At 65.5% G+C, this 19,538-nt stretch carries 15 protein-coding genes; 11 read left to right on the forward strand and 4 right to left on the reverse strand.

Annotation, left to right across the window (positions count from 1 at the left end; genetic code table 11):
• Window positions 1-161 precede the first annotated feature (161 nt).
• The 4 genes from ACTIFK_RS04715 (at window position 162) to ACTIFK_RS04730 (ending at window position 3,781) form a co-directional block, all read left to right on the forward strand.
• On the forward strand, window positions 162-692 hold the full coding sequence (locus tag ACTIFK_RS04715; protein WP_439541889.1) for a methyltransferase family protein: 531 nt from the start codon (window positions 162-164) through the stop codon (window positions 690-692).
• A 46-nt stretch (window positions 693-738) separates the two neighbouring features.
• Window positions 739-1,536, forward strand: coding sequence for a hypothetical protein (locus ACTIFK_RS04720; RefSeq protein ID WP_439541890.1), 798 nt, complete (start codon window positions 739-741; stop codon window positions 1,534-1,536).
• An 87-nt stretch (window positions 1,537-1,623) separates the two neighbouring features.
• A complete protein-coding gene (locus tag ACTIFK_RS04725; protein WP_439541891.1) occupies window positions 1,624-2,952 on the forward strand; it encodes a hypothetical protein in 1,329 nt (442 codons plus the stop codon).
• Window positions 2,953-3,085: 133 nt separating this feature from the next.
• Window positions 3,086-3,781: an MgtC/SapB family protein gene (locus ACTIFK_RS04730; protein ID WP_439541892.1), complete on the forward strand. Its 696-nt coding sequence runs from the start codon at window positions 3,086-3,088 to the stop codon at window positions 3,779-3,781.
• On the opposite strand, the gene ACTIFK_RS04735 is transcribed toward ACTIFK_RS04730, so the two are convergent.
• A complete protein-coding gene (locus ACTIFK_RS04735; RefSeq protein WP_439541893.1) occupies window positions 3,778-5,424 on the reverse strand; it encodes a hypothetical protein in 1,647 nt (548 codons plus the stop codon). The genes ACTIFK_RS04730 and ACTIFK_RS04735 overlap by 4 nt on opposite strands.
• Window positions 5,425-5,541: 117 nt before the next feature.
• Window positions 5,542-6,918, reverse strand: a complete 1,377-nt coding sequence (gene mgtE, locus ACTIFK_RS04740) for a magnesium transporter (RefSeq protein WP_439541894.1) — start codon at window positions 6,916-6,918, stop codon at window positions 5,542-5,544.
• 276 nt (window positions 6,919-7,194) lie between these two features.
• Between mgtE and ACTIFK_RS04745 the strand changes: the two genes are divergently transcribed.
• From ACTIFK_RS04745 to ACTIFK_RS04760, 4 genes are all read left to right on the forward strand, one after another.
• Window positions 7,195-8,325: a polysaccharide deacetylase family protein gene (locus ACTIFK_RS04745; RefSeq protein WP_439541895.1), complete on the forward strand. Its 1,131-nt coding sequence runs from the start codon at window positions 7,195-7,197 to the stop codon at window positions 8,323-8,325.
• A gap of 126 nt (window positions 8,326-8,451) precedes the next feature.
• Window positions 8,452-9,414, forward strand: a complete 963-nt coding sequence (locus tag ACTIFK_RS04750) for a polysaccharide deacetylase family protein (protein ID WP_439541896.1) — start codon at window positions 8,452-8,454, stop codon at window positions 9,412-9,414.
• Between the two features lie 178 nt (window positions 9,415-9,592).
• The gene (locus ACTIFK_RS04755) at window positions 9,593-10,774 is read left to right on the forward strand and encodes an efflux RND transporter periplasmic adaptor subunit (RefSeq protein WP_439541897.1); all 1,182 of its coding nucleotides are present in this window, start codon (window positions 9,593-9,595) and stop codon (window positions 10,772-10,774) included.
• Window positions 10,774-13,839, forward strand: coding sequence for an efflux RND transporter permease subunit (locus ACTIFK_RS04760; protein ID WP_439541898.1), 3,066 nt, complete (start codon window positions 10,774-10,776; stop codon window positions 13,837-13,839). Before ACTIFK_RS04755 ends, ACTIFK_RS04760 begins: the two co-directional genes overlap by 1 nt.
• Window positions 13,840-13,936: 97 nt before the next feature.
• On the opposite strand, the gene ACTIFK_RS04765 is transcribed toward ACTIFK_RS04760, so the two are convergent.
• The gene (locus ACTIFK_RS04765; protein WP_439541899.1) at window positions 13,937-14,686 is read right to left on the reverse strand and encodes an SDR family oxidoreductase; all 750 of its coding nucleotides are present in this window, start codon (window positions 14,684-14,686) and stop codon (window positions 13,937-13,939) included.
• 340 nt (window positions 14,687-15,026) lie between these two features.
• Here ACTIFK_RS04765 and ACTIFK_RS04770 point away from each other — a divergent pair, with 340 nt between their 5' ends.
• Window positions 15,027-16,946: an EAL domain-containing protein gene (locus ACTIFK_RS04770; protein WP_439541900.1), complete on the forward strand. Its 1,920-nt coding sequence runs from the start codon at window positions 15,027-15,029 to the stop codon at window positions 16,944-16,946.
• Window positions 16,947-17,041: 95 nt separating this feature from the next.
• Complete coding sequence (locus tag ACTIFK_RS04775) at window positions 17,042-17,914, forward strand: TIGR01459 family HAD-type hydrolase (RefSeq protein WP_439541901.1); 873 nt, start codon at window positions 17,042-17,044, stop codon at window positions 17,912-17,914.
• A gap of 15 nt (window positions 17,915-17,929) precedes the next feature.
• Here ACTIFK_RS04775 and ACTIFK_RS04780 read toward each other — a convergent pair whose 3' ends face one another.
• A complete protein-coding gene (locus ACTIFK_RS04780; RefSeq protein ID WP_439541902.1) occupies window positions 17,930-18,931 on the reverse strand; it encodes an NAD(P)H-quinone oxidoreductase in 1,002 nt (333 codons plus the stop codon).
• Window positions 18,932-19,095: 164 nt separating this feature from the next.
• Here ACTIFK_RS04780 and ACTIFK_RS04785 point away from each other — a divergent pair, with 164 nt between their 5' ends.
• Complete coding sequence (locus ACTIFK_RS04785) at window positions 19,096-19,287, forward strand: DUF1192 domain-containing protein (RefSeq protein ID WP_439541903.1); 192 nt, start codon at window positions 19,096-19,098, stop codon at window positions 19,285-19,287.
• The last annotated feature ends 251 nt before the right edge of the window (window positions 19,288-19,538 follow it).

Genomic DNA, 19,538 nt, shown 5'->3' on the forward strand with positions numbered 1-19,538 from the left:
ACCCGCGCCGAATAACGCCGCGGACATGAACCGAACTTGAACCGCCAGATTTGAACAGCATGGACCGGATTGGCTCGTAATGCCGATTACGGATAAAAGTGTGGCCGACGGCACCCGCCAGACGATTGCGCGAACGGCGAGACGGAATTAACCCTAGCTCCATGACCGACACGACACCCCAGCCTCCCGCCCCCTCCTCGCCACCGCCACAGCCGGATGCCCATCCGGCCGCCGACCGCCCGTCGCGCGTGCCCTGGCCGCCGATCCTGATCGCTGCTGCCGTCGTGGCCGCCATCGCGCTTGGCTCCGTCTGGCCCCTTCGCTGGCCGGGAGATCGCGATCTCGTGGCGCGCGCGGTCGGGTATGGCATCGGCCTCGCCGGCATCGCCTTGCTGATCTGGAGCGTGACCACCTTGCGCCGCCACGGCACGACCGTGCTGCCGGACCAGCCCGCCACGGCGCTCGTCACGGACGGCCCATTCCGCTTTCGCCGCCACCCGATCTACATCGCCGACGCGCTGATCCTGCTCGGGGCCGCCGAACTGACGGAGAACATCTGGTTTGCAATCGTGGCGCTGCCCTTCCTCATCCTCGTCACCTGGCTCGCTATTCTGCCCGAGGAGCGCCATCTGGAGGCGCGCTTCGGCGACGCCTATCGCGCCTACAAACAGCGTACGCGGCGCCTGATCTGATGCAGCGGGAACCGATGCAGCGAGAGCTGATGCAGAGGGGCGGGCCGTGAGCACCGACTATGGCGAGAAGGAACGCCAGTTTCTCGAAACGCTGAAGGCCGACACCGGCCGGACGCTGGACGAGTGGATGAGCGCCATCGCCAACGAAGGCCTGAGCGAGCGCAACGAAATCATCGACTGGTTACGCCGCCAGGGTTTCATCATGTTTTCCAAGGCGTCTTGGATCGAGCGCATTTACAACAACGGCGGCAAGGCGATCTATGCCGACGCAGGCGCGCGGCGCGCACGCGTCACCGCGCGCCCAACATTGCCGCCGCGCGAGGACACCAAGCCCGTCCCAAGCACCGCGACGGAAGCCGCGCCCGAACCGCAGACAATTTCTGCCCCAGCGCCTCCCTCCCAGCCGAGGGTCACTCTGAAACTTGTTGTCCCGCCACCGTCTCCACCACCGGCTCCTCCGTCAGCAAGCCCGCCACCAACAGTGACAGCGGCAGCCCCGGCTTCGCTGGATGCCATCCTCGGCCGGGCTAAGGCCTATCGGCCCCTCGCGGTCTACGTGATCGCTGAAATCGGCAAGGCCGTGCCGCACGTCACCCAACGTTTGCTCGACGGTGGCATCGCTTTCGGCACCGGCGGGCGCGAGTTCGCAGTCCTCGCCATCACGGCCAAGGACATCCGGCTTGGACTATCCCTGGCGACGGTGCCGCCCGGCACCGCGCTCGAGCCGGCCCGCCTGACCCTCCGCGCGGCCCCGGCGGTGACGCACATGGCCGTGCTGACCGACGCCCGCCAGATCGCAGCCCCACTCATCGCCGCGATTGTGCAAGCCGCCGTAGGGACTTAGAAACCCGCGCCCACCGGCGGGCCTTCTCTGCAACATCGATTTGCCCGATTTTGATGGGCCTGATGGCGCTCAGGTCCGGAGGCTCATTTGACCAAGTTCATTCGCACGGCCAGCCGCATGACGTTCTGCGTCGCCGCAGTTGCGATGGCGGCTGCGGCGACGGTTGCGACGTCCGCTGCTCAGGCGCAAAACCCTGCCCCGCAGGCCCCAGCCAGCCGCGGCAAGCCCGCCGACCGCATCGACGACCTGCTGCGCACCGAGCAGCCGCTTGCTCCCGTCGAGGAGCATGCACCCGCCGACCCGCGCGAGGGCGAGCTCGGCTACGAGCAGGCCCGCGCCCTCATGTCGGCCATCGACGGCATCCTGGCCGACGTCGCCGAACAGCGCTCTGAAGCCAAGAAGCTACCGGGCAAGGACGAGTTCCTCGTCACGCCGCTCTGGACGGAAACGCGCGAGGATCGCGAAGCGCGCATCCGCAAGCTCCTCGATTCCACGCTCGCCATCGTGACCGACGCGCCCGTCGTCGAGGTGCAGAAGCGCATCGAAACGCACCGCCGCAACATTCGCGATCTCGAAGCGGGCATCGTCACGCTGCGCGAAAAGCAGATCACTGCGCCGAAGGAGGCCATGCTGCCCGGCGTCTTGACCGACACCGTCGACAGCCTCACCGGCAAGATCACGGACCAGAAAACGCGCATCGCCGAGAACGAGGCCGCCATCGTCGCCGCCAAGGCGGAGATCCGCGACGCATTGGTCAAATCGGGTGTCGAACTCGCACCCGACCAGCTCGATCTGCTGCTCGACGGCGTGCTTTCGGGCGATCTCGTTCGCATGGTCGCGACCTTCCACGCCGCCAAGATCATCGACGGGCAACTCGCGAAGCTGATGACGGCCACGTCCGAAAACCCCGGCGCCGCGCGCAAATACTTCGCGATGCACGCTGCCCTGTTCGCCCTTCTCGTCCACGCCCAGGATTCGACGATCAAGAAGATCGACACGCAGTACATGCCGAAGCTCGATGCGATCCTGAAAGACTTGGCCGCCGCCAAGGCCAAGACTCAGGAGCTGATGCGCGCCGAAAACCGCCCCGACCAGAAGCGCGCCTTGGACGCCAACCGCGACAGCCAGAAGCTCGCCGAGGAGGCCGCCAAGGGCTATCGCCGCTATCTGGCCCAGCAGCGCGAACAGATCGCGGCGGCCCGCACGCGCGCGACCCACGACCTGCGCATCGCCGACAACACGTTCGATACCGTGGAAGCGAGCCTGGAGCTGCGCAACCTCATGCGCGACAGCTCGACCTCGTTCGAGGCGATCCAGAAGCTGGAGGCACCGACCTTCGAGCAGATCTTCAAGAACGAGGAGCTGCGGCGGGAATTCGAGAACCTCACCCGCAAGCTCGACGCGCCGACGAGCTGAGCCTGCTGCCTCCACCCAAAGCGCCGACGCAAGTTGTTTCGGATGTGCGCCTAGCTGCCTACATATGGGACAACGCGAGACACCTCGCGTTATCCCGGCAGCGGCGGCGCTGCCGCATGCGGCAGAAAGTGATATGCAGCAGCTCCATATCGACGTCGCCCTGCACCTCGCCGCCGCGTGGGCAGCCGGCAGCCTCATTGGCATCGAGCGCACCATTCATGGCCGCCCCGCCGGCTTCCGCACGCATGCCCTCGTTTGCCTCGCTGCCGCGCTCCTAATGGCCCTCACGCACTACCGATGGGACTGGCTCGGCAGCGACGTGCCACTCGAAACGATCCGCTCTGATTCCACGCGCGTCGCTCAGGGCATCATGACCGGCGTAGGATTTCTCGGCGCAGGCGTCATCTTCAAGGAAGGTCTCACGGTCCGCGGGCTCACCACGGCGGCTTCGATCTGGATCACTGCCGCTATCGGCATCCTCTGCGGCGTCGGCTTCTTCTACCCCGCCGTATTAGCGACGGCAGCGACGCTCGGTACGCTCACCATCTTCCACCGCGTTGAGGGCTGGTTTCCTATCCATGCATTCACCCAGCTCGTCCTGCGCTTCAAGGCAACGCGGATACTTCCGGAGCAGACGGTGCGCGATCTCATCAGTAAGCACGGCTTCACAATCGTCAACATAAGCTACTGCCTGGACCGCGAAGCGGGCTATTTTGAGTACCAGATGATGATCAGCACGGCGCGAAAGACCGCCATTGAAACACTGGTCAACGATCTCCGCGAACGCTCCGACCTGCTCGAGTTCCGGATCTCTCCAAGCAACGATTAGGGCCCCGGCGTGCCGAACCAGACGCGCATCAGCGCCCGCCAGCGCCGCCCCCAGGTCACGGTTTCGTCCGAGAGTGAATCGAGGAAATCGGACAGCCGGCGCGACTTGACCACCGTGTAGAGCGTCAAGAAGAACGTCGGCAGGAACACCGCGAGGAACGACAGCACGCGCCACAACGTCGGCTGCTGTGTCCAGTCGAACAAGTTCATGCCGATGAAGCCGGTCGTCACCGTGCCGACCAGGCCGAACGTCGTCACCACCGTCAGCCGCACCACCGTTTCATTCTGTTTGCGCATCGCCTCCACGTCGAGGAAGCTGCCCATGTCCTGCAATTCCTCGCGCACCTCCGAATAGAGGTCGTCGAGCCGCAGATGGCCGCGGGTCTTCTCGAACAGCTCATGCACCTGCGCCTGATGCGAGATGTGGTGGAACCAGTACCGGTGCGCGAAGCGCAGGAAGTTCTCGTGCGCATTGCGGATATCGCGGCGGAAGACCCGGTTCGCCTTCGGATTGGTGATGTCGAGTCGGCTGACCGCGCCCACCAGCCGGTCAGAAAACATGTGCAGCGCGGCCTTCTGGAAATGCGCGATCATGAACATCAGGAAGTGCTGGTGGCGGAAACGGGCGAGAATGCCGGTTTGCGCACACGCATAGAATTCGTCCGCAGCGTCACCGGTGACGACGAGCGTGTCTCCTGACGCCAGAAACCGCACGCTGGCCGCCTTTTGCCCGCCGCCTGCGCTGAAGTTCCGGTCGTAGCAATAGCGCTGCTCGAAATCGGCGAGATAGTTGTCGGAATAGGGCAGCGTGGCGGCTTCCCCGCCTGCCTCGTTTCCGAGTGCAAGCCGGATGCTGTCCGAGCGCGCGAGCGTATCCGCCCGGTCGAGCGCCAAATACGCCATGTACGGCATGCGGTAGTATTCGAGCTGCCGATAGCGCACGAGGCCCTTTTTGTCGGCGTGATGCAGCACCAGCGGCGACATCAGAAATTCCCAATGCGAGGCGGTGGTCGGCGCACGGTGCCGGCAGACGAACGACAGGTACTTCTCGCGGTTTTCGTAGTCGGAGGTGGCGAGCACCTGCCCGTCGGCGTCGAGCCATTCCACCTTCCACGGGCAATGACCGCCGCGGCCGCTGTCCTGTTCCCAATATGCCGGATAGGCGCGCCCGAATCGGAACAGGAGGTTCTGCGCCGTGTCGAGCGGCAGATCGTCCGCGCAGACCTCGAGCGTCAGCAGCGCGATGTCGATATCGAAGAAGAAATAGAGATCCACATGCACGACGCCGAGTTCGATAGGCACATCGCCTTCTGCCAGCGTCACCCGTGCGCGACGCACGTCATGGCGGCGCATCACGCGGATCGGGCTTTCGCCGTAGACCTTGGTCACGGACCGTCCGAGGCCTTGGCCGTAGAGGAAGCGCTGCACCGGAGGCAGGAAGGTCACGAATTCATTGTAGTGGCGCGCCTGGAACTCGCTCGGATCGCCGAACTCGTCATCCACCTCGCTCCAGGGATTGTCCGGACTGGGTGTAGCCAGATGCTCCCAATGGTCCTGCAGCGGCGCATTCTCGTCCAGCGGCAGGAGGTAGACCGGCCAGAGCAGCGTTTGCCGCAGATGCTTGACGCGTTTTTCTTGGGCCATGGTCACCTGCGTGGAATCGGCGTCCGCTCGAAACCCGATCTTTCACGGGCCGCCCGCGCCCGGCAAGACGCAATAATTGCGGCCAACGTTATCGAACTGTCATGGAACCCGGAATTCTTACATCAGGTAAATCGAGGCGAGACCGAGAAAGGCGAAGAAACCGACCACGTCCGTCACCATCGAGACAAACACGCCGGACGCCGGCGCCGGGTCGAGTTTCAGCCGGTCGAGTGCCAGCGGAATGAGAATGCCCGCCAGAGCCGCCGCCAGCAGATTGACGACCATGGCCGCCCCGATCACGGCCCCGAGATGCCCCGATCCGAACCAGAAGAACACGAACGTCGCCATGATGGACGATAGCACTAGGCCGTTGATCAGGCCGACCAGCGTTTCGCGCGAAATGATGCGTCGCGCATTAGCCGCGCCGAGCTTGTTGGTCGCGAGTGCGCGCACCGTCACCGTCATGGTCTGCGTGCCGGCATTGCCACCGATAGACGCCACGATCGGCATCAACACCGCGAGCGTCACCATCTGCTCGATGGTCGCATCGAACGCCTTGATCACGAACGAGCCCAGCACGGCGGTGAGCAAATTCACCATCAGCCAGGGTACGCGGCTGCGCGCGGTCTCGGCCACGCTGCCCCCGAGACTCTCGTCGCCGACACCGCCCAGCGCCCTCATGTCCTCGTCGGCTTCGTCCTGGATGACCTCGACGATATCGTCGATGGTGATCACGCCAACGAGCTTGTTGTTCTCGTCGACCACCGGAGCCGACAGCAGGTTGTAGCGTTCGAACTCGCGCGCCACCTCTTCCTGGTCTGCGATCGCGAGCACCACATCGAGATCGGTCTCCATGATCTCCGAGATCGGCACCTCGCGCTTGGTCCGCAGCAGTCGCGAAAGATCGACGCTGCCGAGCACCCGGAACGCGGGATCGACGACGAAAATTTGGTAGAACTGATCCGGCAGGTCGTCCGACTCTCGCGCATGCGCGATCACCTGCCCGATGGTCCAGTAAGGCGCCACCGCCACGAAATCGCTCTGCATCAGGCGGCCGGCGGAATCCTCGGGGTATTCGAGCTGCCGCTCGAGGACCGCGCGCTCACCCTTCGGCAGCTGCGCGAGAATTTCCTCGCGGTCCGCCTCCTCGAGGTTCTCGATCAGATAGGCCGCGTCGTCGGTATCGAGTTCGGTGACGGCCCGTGCGAGCAAGTCGTTCGGCAGGGCTTCCGAAAGCTGGTCACGGACCGACTCGTCGATTTCGGACAGCACGTCGAAGTCGAATGCCGGCCCCAGCGCTTGGATGAGCGCCACGCGGTGTTCGGGGCTCAGAAGCTCGATGACGTCGGCAAGGTCGCGGGGATGGAGGTCGCTGACGAAGCCCGCCGCGCGCACACTGTCGCCATCGTGCAACGCCAGCGCGACATCCCGCACCAGGTCCGCGACGCTGATCTCTTCCGCTTCTGCAGACGCCCGATCATCCGAAGCCGACATCGACACTCCAAGATGCCGCATCGCGCGGCCGGTTGCGCGGCACTTTGACCGCTGCGGCGTGTCCCGGGCTCAATGCGCTCAAGGCCCAGGTTTCGAGGGCCAGCCCGTACCATAGCCGTCACACCAGCGACACTCTCATGCGCCAAAAAAATTCGCCCGCAAAGCAGGGTTGCATTTTGGCTACAAACTCAATTACGAACCGTGGTTCAATGCGCGGCCACCTCCCGGTGGGAGGCGTGGCGAGGCCGGATCAGCGGCTGAGCGGGGAGAGAGTTGATGTGCACGATCCGGCACAACGCGCTGACGGCCCTCGCGGCCTGCATCGGCATGGCCGCGATCCTGTCCGGCGCGCGCGCCGAGACGCCGCCGCCCCTGGCTCCCGTTGGAACCCCGTTCGCGGGCGAAACCCCGGACGTCGATAGCGCCCCGCTTCTGAAGCCGGCCTTGCCGGCCGTCGAGCCGGCGGGAGTCTGCGCGAACGGCAGCACGACCATGGGCATCAGCCGTGTGGTCGAGATCGATACCTCCGCCGGACCGGAATTCGGCAGCCAGTACCACGCCAGCGAAGCGAAGTTCCTCGAGCCGGGCGAGGTCGTGCTGACCTTCGACGACGGTCCCATGCGCCGCTACACGGTTCCGATCCTCGATGCGCTCGACGAGTTCTGCATCAAGGCGACATTCTTTTCCGTTGGCCGCATGGCGATTGCCGACCCGGCGACGCTGCAGGAAGTAGCCCGCCGCGGCCACACCATCGGCGTGCACACCTGGTCGCACCAGAAGATGAGCGCCCTCAACGCCCCCGCCATGAAGCGGGAGTTCGAGCTCGGTCTGTCTGCGGTTGCGGCGAGCGCCAACGTCCCCATTGCGCCGTTCTTCCGGTTCCCCTATCTCGCCCACAGCAAGTCGACCCTCGCCTACATTCGCGGTCGCGGCATGGGCATTTTCGGCATTCACGTCGACTCGCGTGACTTCCGCACCAAGAGCCCCGGCGTCGTTCTCCGCAACGTCCTGGCGGCGCTCGATCACGAGAAGAAGGGCATCCTGCTGTTCCACGACATCCAGCCCTCGACGGCCGGCGCCATCAGCAGCTTGATCGAAGAGTTGAAAAAGCGCGGCTACAAGTTCGTTCATATCGTGCCGAAGTCTCCGGCCGAAACGCTGCCCGAGTTCGATGCCATCGCCGCCAAGATGCTGAAGGCCAAGTCCGCTGCAGCCACCAACGCGCTCGCCACCCGGGCCGCGACCTGGCCGGTGTCCGAGGGCGAGCCGGCGACGGTCGAGGGCCCACCCGCCGAAAGCGCCCGCAAGCCTGCGCCGGCCCGCCCTGCGCATCCGGCGACCAAACCGTTCGACTGGGCGAACCCCTCCAACGATCCCTGGCAGCTCAAGGCGTTTGGAGCCCAATAAGGCGATAGCGCCCCAAATGCCGCGCTGAACCCAAAAAGCGGCCATTCAGTATCCCTCCGCACTTGATCGGGCCCCGTGAAATCACCGAGACTCCGCAAACTATTGACGCGGAGCCTGGAGCACGGCGTGCACATTAAAATTGCCACCCTATCGCTGGCGCTTTTTGCGGCCACTGGCGCCGACGTCGCGCTGGCGTCGTCCTGTGCCCACCCCGAAACGGCGCTCGGTGTCTCTCGTGTCGTCGAGATCGACACCTCGGGCGGGCCGATGTTCGGATCCGCAACCAAGCGCGAGAAGGAGCACGACCTGCTCGCCGACAACGAAGTGGTGCTCACCTTCGACGACGGCCCCGTGCCGGGGGTGACGACGCCGATCCTCGATACGCTCGACCGGTACTGCACGAAGGCGACCTTCTTTGCGGTTGGCGAAATGGCGCTCGCCCATCCCGCCGCGATGAAGGATGTGATCGCGCGCGGCCACACGGTCGGCACCCACACCTGGTCGCACCCGAACAATCTCAAGCGCCTCTCTCCGGAGAAGGCGCAGGATCAGATCGAGCGCGGGTTCGCCGCCGTGGCGCTCGGCGCCGGAACCGGCATCGCCCCCTTCTTCCGCTTTCCGGGACTGAACGACAGCGACGAACTGCTGACCTACCTGCAGTCACGCGGCATCGCGAGCTTCACCGTCGACGTCATCTCGAACGACAGCTTCACTGGCAGCCCCCAGCGCATCGCCGACCGGACCCTCAAGTTGGTGACCGCACGGCGCGGCGGCATCCTGCTGTTCCACGACCTCAAGCGCCCGACGGCGAAGGCGCTGCCCGCGATCCTGGCGGGATTGAAGGAGAAGGGCTTCAAAGTCGTGCATCTGCGCGCCAAGACCAACGTCGTGCCCCTCGCGACGCTGGACGCGGAGTTGCAGCCACTCCTTGCCAAGGCGCCAGCTAATGCCCTTGTCCCGGTCTACGGCCCCATCCCCCCGGCCCTGACCAAGGAAGGCCTCATCCCGGTAGAGACGGACGTCGCTCCGCCAGCCCGGTCGCGCCTCCCGGAACCGGACGGCAATCAGCAGGCAGCGAAAAAGCCGTAAGGGTTTCCCGCCGCGAGCGATGTAGCTCCCGCCATATTTGAGGCGTAAGCTTGCCTACGAGCGCGTCGGGCCCCGGCCGCACGCTTCGACGGATTTGGCGAGCCGCCGCGTTTAACCACGACGCGCAGCATCGCGGAGCGAAATGCGGCCCGGCACTGCCAACTGGATCAGGTGGTTTATGTGGAAAGTCTTGATCGCAGTCGTGCTGCTCACGGGAGCGGGCGCTGCTGCGTTCTACGCGACAGACGGCAAGCTCTGGGGACTGCAGGAAATGGCCGGGCTGCGGCCTGCGTCGCGCCCGCATGCCGACGCCACTAATGCCCCCGGTACTGAGGCGCCCGGCGGCAAGGCGCACGCACGTGCCGAACCGGCAGCGATGGGTCGCGGCGCAGGCCAGAGCGTCGCCGTCGAAACCGCCAACGCCGTCGCGACGACCTCCACGGAAGACATCCGCGCGATCGGCACACTGCAATCCGACGAGTCCGTGCAGATTACGTCCGAGATCGCCGGCCGCATCACTGAGATCGCGCTTTCGGAAGGCGCGCCCGTCGACGCTGGCGCCGCGATGGTGAAGCTCGACACCGCCCTCGCCGTCGCCGAGGTGGACGACGCGCAGTCCCGCTACAATCTCGCCGATGGCAACCTGCAACGCGCCAACTCGCTCGCACGCTCCGGCAACGTCACCGAACGCGCCCGCGACGAGGCGACCTCGAATTCGGAAACCACGCGCGCCGCCCTCGAACTCGCCAAGGTCCGCCTGTCGAAGCACACCATCGTCGCGCCGTTCAGCGGCACCGCCGGCATTCGCAAGGTTTCGCCCGGCGCCTACATCACCGCCGGCCAGCCGATCGTGAACCTCGAAAAGATCGACACGCTGAAAATCGATTTCAAGTTGCCCGAGATTTTCCTCGAGCAGGTCAAGAACGGCCAGACCATCGAAATCGCCGTCGATGCCCTGCCGGGCCGCACGTTCACCGGCACGATCTACGCCATCGACCCGCACCTGGACGTCAACGGCCGCGCCCTCAACATCCGCGCTCGCCTCGAAAACCCGCAGTTGATCCTGCGCCCCGGCTTGTTCGCGCGCATTCGCGTCAAGGGCCAAACCAAACGCAACGTCCTCGTCATTCCCGAAGCGGCCATCGTACCGCGCGGGCAGGACAAGATCGTCTTCCGGATCGAGAACGGGCAGGCCATGGAGGTGAAAGTCACGCTCGGCGGCCGCAGCAACGGGCTGGTCGAAATCCTCGACGGGCTGGCTGCCGACACGACGGTCGTCACCGCAGGCCAGCAGATGCTCAAGAACGGCAGCCGCGTCGAAATCGTCGTGGGCGCCAACCCTGCCGCGAAGGGCACCTGATGGGTTTCTCGGAACTCTGCATCCGCCGGCCGGTCTTCGCGACCGTTCTCAGTCTTGTCATCGTGCTGCTTGGCGTCGTCTCCTACACCCGCCTCACCGTGCGCGAATATCCGAACGTCGACGAGCCCGTCGTCTCGGTCTCCACGCGCTACCCCGGCGCGTCGGCAAAGATCATCGAAACGCAGGTGACGCAGATCCTGGAAGGCTCCATCGCGGGCATCTCCGGCATCGACGTGCTCGAATCCTCGAGCCGCTCCGAGGACAGCCGCATCACCGTCCGCTTCCGCCCCGAGATCGACCAGGACGTCGCCGCGAGCGACGTCCGCGATCGCGTCTCGCGTGTGCGTGGCCGCCTGCCCGACGAAATCGACGAACCGGTTATCGCCAAAGTCGAGGCTGACGCGCAGCCCGTCATGATGCTGGTGTTCACCAGTCCCGTCCTGAGCACGCTCGACATCACGGACTACGTCGACCGCTTCGTCGTCGACCAGTTGAAGAACCTCAACGGCGTGGCCGATGTCACGATCTACGGCGAACGCCGCTACGCCATGCGCATCTGGATCGACCGCGAGCGGCTGGCCGCCTTCTCGCTCACCGTGCAGGATATCGAAACGGCCCTGCGCGCCCAGAACGTCGAGCTTCCGTCGGGGCGCATCGAAAGCACCAATCGCGAGTTCAGCGTCCTCTCCAAGACGGGTCTCGTCACGCCCGAGGAATTCCGCAACATCGTCATCAAGCTGTCCGGCGACCACCAGGTGAAGCTGGGCGAGGTCGCCCGCGTCGAGCTCGGCGCCTTCGACGAGCGCCGCGAGAGTCGCTACGGCGGCAAGACTGCCATCGCCGTCGGCGTGATAAAGCAGGCCGTCGCAAACCCGCTCGACGTTTCGCGGGGCGTGCGCGAGATGCTGCCCAAGATCAACCAGTCGATGCCGAACGGCATGAAGGCCGACGTCGCCAACGATGACTCGATCTTCATCGAACGTTCGATTGAGGCCGTCTACCACACCATCGGCGAAGCCATCCTGCTCGTGGTGCTCGTCATCGTCTTTTTCCTGCGCTCCGGCCGCGCGTCGCTGATCCCGATCGTCACCATTCCGATCTCGCTCATCGCGACCTTTACGCTGATGTTCGCCTTCGGGTTCAGCGTCAATACGCTGACGCTCCTTGCCATGGTGCTGGCCATCGGCCTCGTCGTCGACGACGCCATCGTCGTGCTGGAGAACATCTACCGCCACATCGAACACGGCATGAAACCCGTCGAGGCGGCCATCAAGGGCACGCGCGAGATCGGCTTCGCCGTCATCGCCATGACGCTGACGCTCGCGGCGGTCTACGCGCCGATTGCGTTCGCGCCGGGAAAAACAGGACGTCTGTTTCTCGAGTTCGCCTTGACGCTCGCCGGCGCGGTCGTCATCTCTGGCTTCGTCGCGCTGACGCTCACGCCGATGATGTGCTCGCGCCTGCTGCGGCACAATCCCAATCCCGGCCGCGTCTTCTTGTTTGTCGAGCGGCTCCTGACCGGTCTCGAAAATGGCTACCGGCGCGCCCTCGGCGTAGCGCTCGCCAACCGCCCCGTGGTGGTGCTGCTCGCCGCGGTCGTAGCGGGTTCGTGCTACGTCTTTTTCGTCAACCTCAAGGCCGAGTTGTCCCCGGTCGAGGATCGCGGCGTGCTCCGGATCCGCGGCACCGGTCCAGAAGGCGCAACGCTCAACTACATCAGCCGCTATAGCTCTGAAGCCGATGCGTTCCTGGCCGACATCCCGGAAGTGAAGTCGCGCCTCGTCATCAACGGCACGCCCGAAGTTTCCCGCTACCTGATCTTCGCCCCGCTCAACGATTGGAGTGAGCGCAGCCGCACCCAGCAGCAGCTCACGCGAGAGCTGACGCCAAAGGTCCGCCGCATTGCGGGTGCGCAATCCTTCATCCAGAACCCCGGCGCATTCGGACAGCGCGGCGGCGCCCGCCCCGTCGAGTTCGTGCTACAGTCGTCCGGCAGCTACGAAGATCTTCAGGTATTGTCCGACAAGCTGCTCGCTGCCCTCGCCGACTACCCCGGCCTCGAAAGCGAGGAGACGGACCTCAAGCTCAACACACCCGAATTCCGCATCGACATGGACCGCGCCAAGGTCTCGGACCTCCGCCTCGATGTGAACGTCGTCGGGCGTACGCTGGAAACGCTCCTTGGCGGCCGCCAGGTCACCCGCTTCGAGATGAACGGCGAGCAATACGACGTCATGGTGCAACTCGACATTCCGGATCGCGCGACGCCGGCCGCCCTCGACACCATTTTCCTGCGCTCGCCATCGGGCGAGATGATCCAGCTCTCCAATATCGTCAGAGTGGTGGAGAGCGTGGCGCCCAAGGAGCTGAAGCGTTTCAACCAGCTTCGCTCGGTCACGCTGTCGGCGAACATCGCGCCCGGCTACGCGCTCGGCGAAGTCCTCGATCATCTGGAGCGCACCGCGCGCGATGTCCTGCCGCGCACCGTGCAGACCGATGTCAACGGCCAGAGCCGCGATTACCGTGCGTCGAGCCAAAGCCTGGCGATCGTCTTCGTGCTGGCCCTGGCCTTCATCTATCTCGTATTGGCCGCGCAGTTCGAGAGCTTCCGCGATCCGCTCATCATCCTGATCACGGTGCCGCTCTCCATGTGCGGCGCGCTCGGCACGCTGTACCTCGTCGGCGGATCGCTGAACGTCTATTCCCAGATCGGCCTGGTGACCCTCGTCGGTCTCATCACCAAGCACGGCATCCTGATCGTGGAATTCGCAAACCAGCTCGAGCTGGAGGGGAAGCGCCGTCTCGACGCCATCGTCGAAGCCGCAAGCCTTCGCCTGCGCCCGATCCTGATGACGACAGGCGCCATGGTGCTCGGCGCCGTGCCCCTCGCCATGGCGACCGGAGCCGGAGCGGAGAACCGTGAGCAGATCGGCTGGGTCATTGTCGGTGGCATGAGCCTCGGCACAGTGCTGACGCTCTTCGTCGTGCCGACGGTGCTGAGCTACATCGGCGCATCCCACCACGCCGAAGCGGAAGCCGATCCCATCGCCAGCCCTGCCGAGTAGGCCGCAAAGCCTACTGCCTACTGCCTACTGCCTACTGCCTACTGCCTACTGCCTCACTGCCTAGCCGCTGCCGGCTGCCTATTGCCGGCTGCCTACTTCAGCACCAACGCTGCGCGGCGCCTTCCGCGTCCAGCACGTAGCCAGAGACGCTGCGGGACTTGCGGCTCGCGAGCTGCAGGGCGAACGCACAGAGATCGGCGTCCGATGCGGCCCGCTGCCCGCCGAGCGCACCAACCGATGACGGCGGTGCGATGGCATTGATTCGAACGCCCCGATCGGCCCACGTATTCGCCATCGCCCGCGTCAGCTCCTGGAGCTCAGCCCGCAGAACGTCGGCGAGCATCGCGGCGCGGCCACCGACCGCATTCGGCATGCGAACGATGTTGAGAACGGATCCTTCGATCCACACGAGGCGCATGCGATTGGCCGCGCACTCGGTCAGGCGCAGCGGGATGCGCAGCGCATCGAGCACCAGCCCCTCGACATCCTCCAGCGTTTCGAGGCGGGCGACGTCACCGGCCGGAACCGAAACGAGGTTGATGACGATGTCGAGCCCGCCGAATTCCTGCACGGCAGTCTGCACGAGCTTGACCGCTTCGTCGTCGGTGGTGAGAGGATCGTTGAACAGTTTCATGGCGGCCGAATTTTCGGCCAGCACCGCCGCCAGCTCGGTCATTTCCGGGCTATCTTCCGGCGACTGAATGATGAGGCGCGCGCCGTGATCGGCGAAACCGCGCGCAAGGTCGAAACCTGTCTCGGACGTGAGTCCGGTAATGAGAACGCGAGCACCGGAAAGTTCAGAATAATCAACCGACTCGCACTGGCGCGCTATAACACTCATCAACATTAGGGCAGGTCTCCTATTACGCCGGACAGAGAGGCGGCCCGACGCCACGATACCACGCCGATTCGCCTAACGACATCTAAACGGCGCCTCGATTCGGGTTGTCTCTAGGCTGGCCCAAGGCGCATTTGCGGCTCTCCACCGCTCGATGCCTCGGCGTTCCGGCCACCCGCGCGGTGCATCTGCGCAACGCCCCGGCTAAGTCTTCGCTCAGCCTTGGAAAAGGCTGGTGATAGCCGGGGGCCCTTGCATTGCGTTGGCCGCCCAACCGCCCGACCCTGATGACATGTGATTCGTGCGCGCACTGATGTGCTGCGTCTCAAGTGGGTAGGAAAAGCAGATCATGACGGGAATTCGAACGGGGTCTCAAACCGTAATCGCAGTGGCGATGGGCCTTGTGGCTGTGGCCGGTGCGGTTGCTCTCTATCGGCATGCGGGACTGCCTGCCCCTGTGGCCGCCACCGCTGCGCTGTCGGCCTATCTCCTGCTTCTTTCGGTGCATATGTTCGCGTGGCGCGCCACCGCCCGCAAGCCGGCGGACACCGCCCGCACGCCCAGCCGCGACCGCCGCGACCAGGAAGTCCGCCGCTTGAAGGATGACGGCCGCGGCGCGCCGTCCATGCCGCCGGCTCTTCCGGCCCAGGCCGCCCGGCCCTCCCGCGCCATGCCGCCGCTTCCCGGCCAGCCGGCGTTCTCCGAGCCGCGCACGGACACGCAACGCAGCGACGCCCATGACCTGGCGCGCGACGCGCTTGACCAGGCACGTCAGGAAACATACGCGCGCAGCGCGTTCGCGCAGGCTCCCTCCGCCGACTTGTCCGGCCTCCCTCCGCCCGCGCCGCGCTTTGCCGACCAGAACCGCGCCCAGACTCAGGCCATGCCGCCGCCGCTGCCTCCGTCTATGCCGGCAGCAGCGCCCAAGGCAGCCAGTCAGAAGCAGCAGCCCGCCAAACCGGAAGATCTGGACGACTACTGGTCTTTCCGCCCCACGCCGGCCCGCGACGAGCTCCCGCCATTCGTCACCGGCCGCGCCTCGGCGCGTCCCGCGGAGCCGACGCTGTCGACGTCGCCCGATCGCGCCGCACCGGCGCGCCCCGAGTCGCCGCGCCAAGCACCCGCTCGGCCGGAATCTGCGCGTCATGAACCCGTGCGCAACGAACCGGCCACCCACGCGGCCTCTCCGCGCGAAGCGGATGTCGAGGTGATTCAGGATGCCATCAAACGGCTCCTCGAGGAGGTCAACGCGAGCGAGCACGAACCGCGCGGCAGCCACGGCGGCGCACCGCAGGCACCGGGCCGCACGGGTCCGCCGAAATCGCTCGATCAGTCCGTCGACCGGTCGATCGATGCTCTTCGGATGACGGCAGGCAGCATGCGCGCCGCGGAGAACGATGCCAAAGCACGCCCGGCACCGGCCGCACCGCGCGCAACGGCCCCGCAGCCTCCGCCGCTGCCACCGTTCGTGCGCCAGCCGCAGGCCCGGCCTGCCGACGCCCGCGCCCGTCAGATGGCCGACGCGATTTCCGCCGGCCGTATCGACGTTTCGCTCGAGCCGATCCTCGGCCTGCAGGACCAGCAGACGCGCCATTATGAAGTGAGCGTGCGCCTGCGCGATGCCGAAGGCCACCCGATCGAAGTGGCCTCCGACGGAGGCGAACTCCGTGGCACCGGCCTCCTGCCGCTGTTCGACGGCGTCCGCATCACCCGTACGGCCGTGATGGCGCGCCGCCTCGAAGAGCGCGGCAAGACAGGATCGGTGTTTTCGACCTTCAGCGGCGAGTCGGTCGCCGATGAGCACTTCCTGGGTGAACTCGCTGAAACGCTGCACCAGCGCAGCAGTTTGGCGACGCAGCTCGTGCTGTCGTTCACGCAGAGCGACGTCCGCGGCTTCTCGACCCCCGAGTGGGACTCGCTGGCCGACATGCGCGCCCTCGGCTTCCGCTTCGCCATGTCCCATCTCACGGACCTCGACATGGACTTCGAGGCCCTCTCCGAGCAGGGCTTTGCCTTCGTGAAGCTCGACGCCTCGGTGTTCCTGAGCGGCTTGCCCGCGCCAAGCGGACACCTGCCGTCGAACGACGTCTGCCGCCACCTCGCCAGCCACGGTCTCGCGCTCGTCGTGGAGCACATCGAGAGCGACGATCAGCTCGCGCGCGTGTTCGGCTTCGGCGTTCTTCTGGGACAGGGCCAGCTGTTCGGCGGCGCTCGCCCGGTTCGCGCCGACGTCGTCAATACGAGTCGCGCCAGAACGGCCGCCGCTTAATCATCGCGGCCCGGCCGGGCTCGTTCAGCACCCCGGCAAGCGCTCGCCCTCAGCGTGCGCTTGCCGAAGCCCAGCGCACCATTTACGGATGCGGAATGGAAACGCATGCCACGCCGAGCGCCAATCTGATCCCCATTATCGACTCCATCTCCGCGCTCGCCGAGGGCCGGGATGTCTGGCTGACCGATATCTGGGGCGTGATGCACAACGGCGTCGAGCCATTCGCCTCGGCGTGCGACGCCTGCACCCGCTTTCGCCTCGCGGGCGGCACCGTGCTGCTGCTCTCGAATGCCCCGCGCCCGGCCGCCAGTGTCGCCGCGCAGCTCGACCGCATCGGCGTCCCCCGCTTCGCATGGGACAGCATCGTCACCTCAGGCGACGCGGCCCGCACGTTCCTCACAGGCTATTCCGGCAAAGTTGTCTATCCCCTCGGCCCCGAGCGCGACCTGCCGCTCTACGAAGGGCTCGACGTGATCTTGGGCAGCGCCGACGACGCCGTTGCGATTTCCTGCACCGGCCTGTTCGACGACGAAGTCGAGGTTCCTGACGATTACGCCGGCCTGCTGGCCGGATTTGCCGACCGGAGTCTACCGATGGTCTGCGCCAATCCGGATCTCACCGTCGAACGCGGCGACAAGATCGTCTACTGCGCGGGCGCGTTGGCGTCGGCCTACGAAAGAATGGGCGGCAACGTAAAGTACGCCGGCAAGCCGTATTTGCCGATCTACGACATGGCGCTTGCCCATGTCGAAACACTGAAGTCGAAACCGATCGCACGCGAGCGCGTCCTCGCCATCGGCGACGGCATCCGCACGGATATCGCGGGCGCCGCGCGCGCAGGTATTGACAGCATCTTCATCGCAAGCGGCGTTCACGTCGAAGGCGAGGGACTGACGGATGCCGGGCTCATGGAGCTATTCCCCGGCGACAACCGCCCCATCGCTGCCATGACGGCACTCGCCTGGTAACGCTCTCCCGCGCTGCTAGCCGACCGTAAGAACGATTTTGCCGATGTGCTGGCTGCCTTCCATGCGCGCGTGCGCTTCGCCCGCCTGCGCGAGCGGATAGGTGCTGTCGATCGGGATCTTGACGCGCCCCTTCGCGATCAGCGGCAGCGCGCGCGCTTCCACCGCACGCGCGATCGCCCCCTTCACTTCCGTCGGCCGGATGCGCAGCGTCGAGCCCGTCAGCGTCAGGCGCTTCAGCATCACACGCATCATGTCGACGGTGACTTTCGAGCCTGATTGATAGCCGATGTTGACGAGCCGGCCGTCGTCCGCAAGAGAACGGATGTTGCGATCCACGTAATCGCCGCCCACCATGTCGAGGATCACATCGACGCCCCGTCCCTGCGTCTCGGATTTCACGGCCTCGACAAAATCCTCCTGCGTGTAATCGACCGCCCGGACGGCGCCCAGCGCAAGGCAGGCCTCGCACTTCTTGGCCGATCCCGCGGTCGCGATCACGCGCGCCCCGGTCGCCGCTGCGAGCTGGATGGCCGTGACGCCGATCCCGCTTGTGCCGCCATGCACGAGGAACCAGTCGCCTTTGACCAGCCCGCCGCGCTCGAACACGTTGTGCCAAACGGTGAAGAAGGTCTCCGGGATCGCCGCGGCTTCCACCATCGACAGCCCGTCCGGAACTGCCAGCGTCGCAACCTCGTCAGCCACGGCGAATTCCGCATAGCCTCCGCCATTGAGCAGCGCCATCACGCGGTCGCCGGGCTTGCACCGGCTCACGCCCTCGCCCACCGCGACGACGACGCCGGACGCCTCAAGCCCCAGCAGCTCCGAATGTCCCTTCGGCGCGGGATAGAGCCCCTTGCGCTGCAGCACGTCGGGACGGTTCACGCCCGCAGCCGCGACCTTGATCAGCACCTGCCCGACACCCGGCACCGGCACCGGCCGCGTTTCCGCCACGAGAACCTCGGGACCGCCTTTTCCCTGAGTGGCGATGACAGTCATGGTTTGCGGCGTCGTGGTCATCAATGAGACTCCTGGCGGCTTTGATGGCACATACCTGCCTGAGCGAGCGTCTTGAGACAAGACGGCGGACATGACACCCTGCGCAACGCGGCTCATGCCACCCCGCGGAACGCGGGTCATGCCACCCCAAGGGCGAGAAACAGCTCGGACACGCGGAGGAAGCCATGGACTGGGACGACGTTCGGCCCGCAGCGCCGAAATCGATCGCCGTTGGTGAAAATCTCGAGACGCTGTCGGTGGCCGAGCTGGAGGCCCGCATCTCCGCCTTCGCCGCCGAGATCGAGCGGGTGGCAGCCGAACTCGCGAAAAAGCGCGCCCATGAATCGGCCGCCGACGCGCTTTTCAAAAAGCCGTAGCCCTTTACGAAAAAATCTGGCGTGCCGAGCGGCAAGCTCTCGCGCAGGCTGCGCAACCTCATTTACTTGACGATCGCTCGCGAAACCTCGCGCTTCGAGCAACGGGTGCTCAAATCTCCCGAAAAAGCGCGCCGTTTCGAGAATACTATGCGCGGCAATCCGTCAATTTGAGTGCATTGACCCGCCTATGATGTGTCGATAGCATCCGGCCGCTTCGCAACCTTGGAGTGGCTCGACCGACGGTCGGCCGC

Origin of the sequence: Hyphomicrobium sp., assembly GCF_051860585.1 — a bacterium.
Lineage (GTDB): Bacteria > Pseudomonadota > Alphaproteobacteria > Rhizobiales > Hyphomicrobiaceae > Hyphomicrobium_C.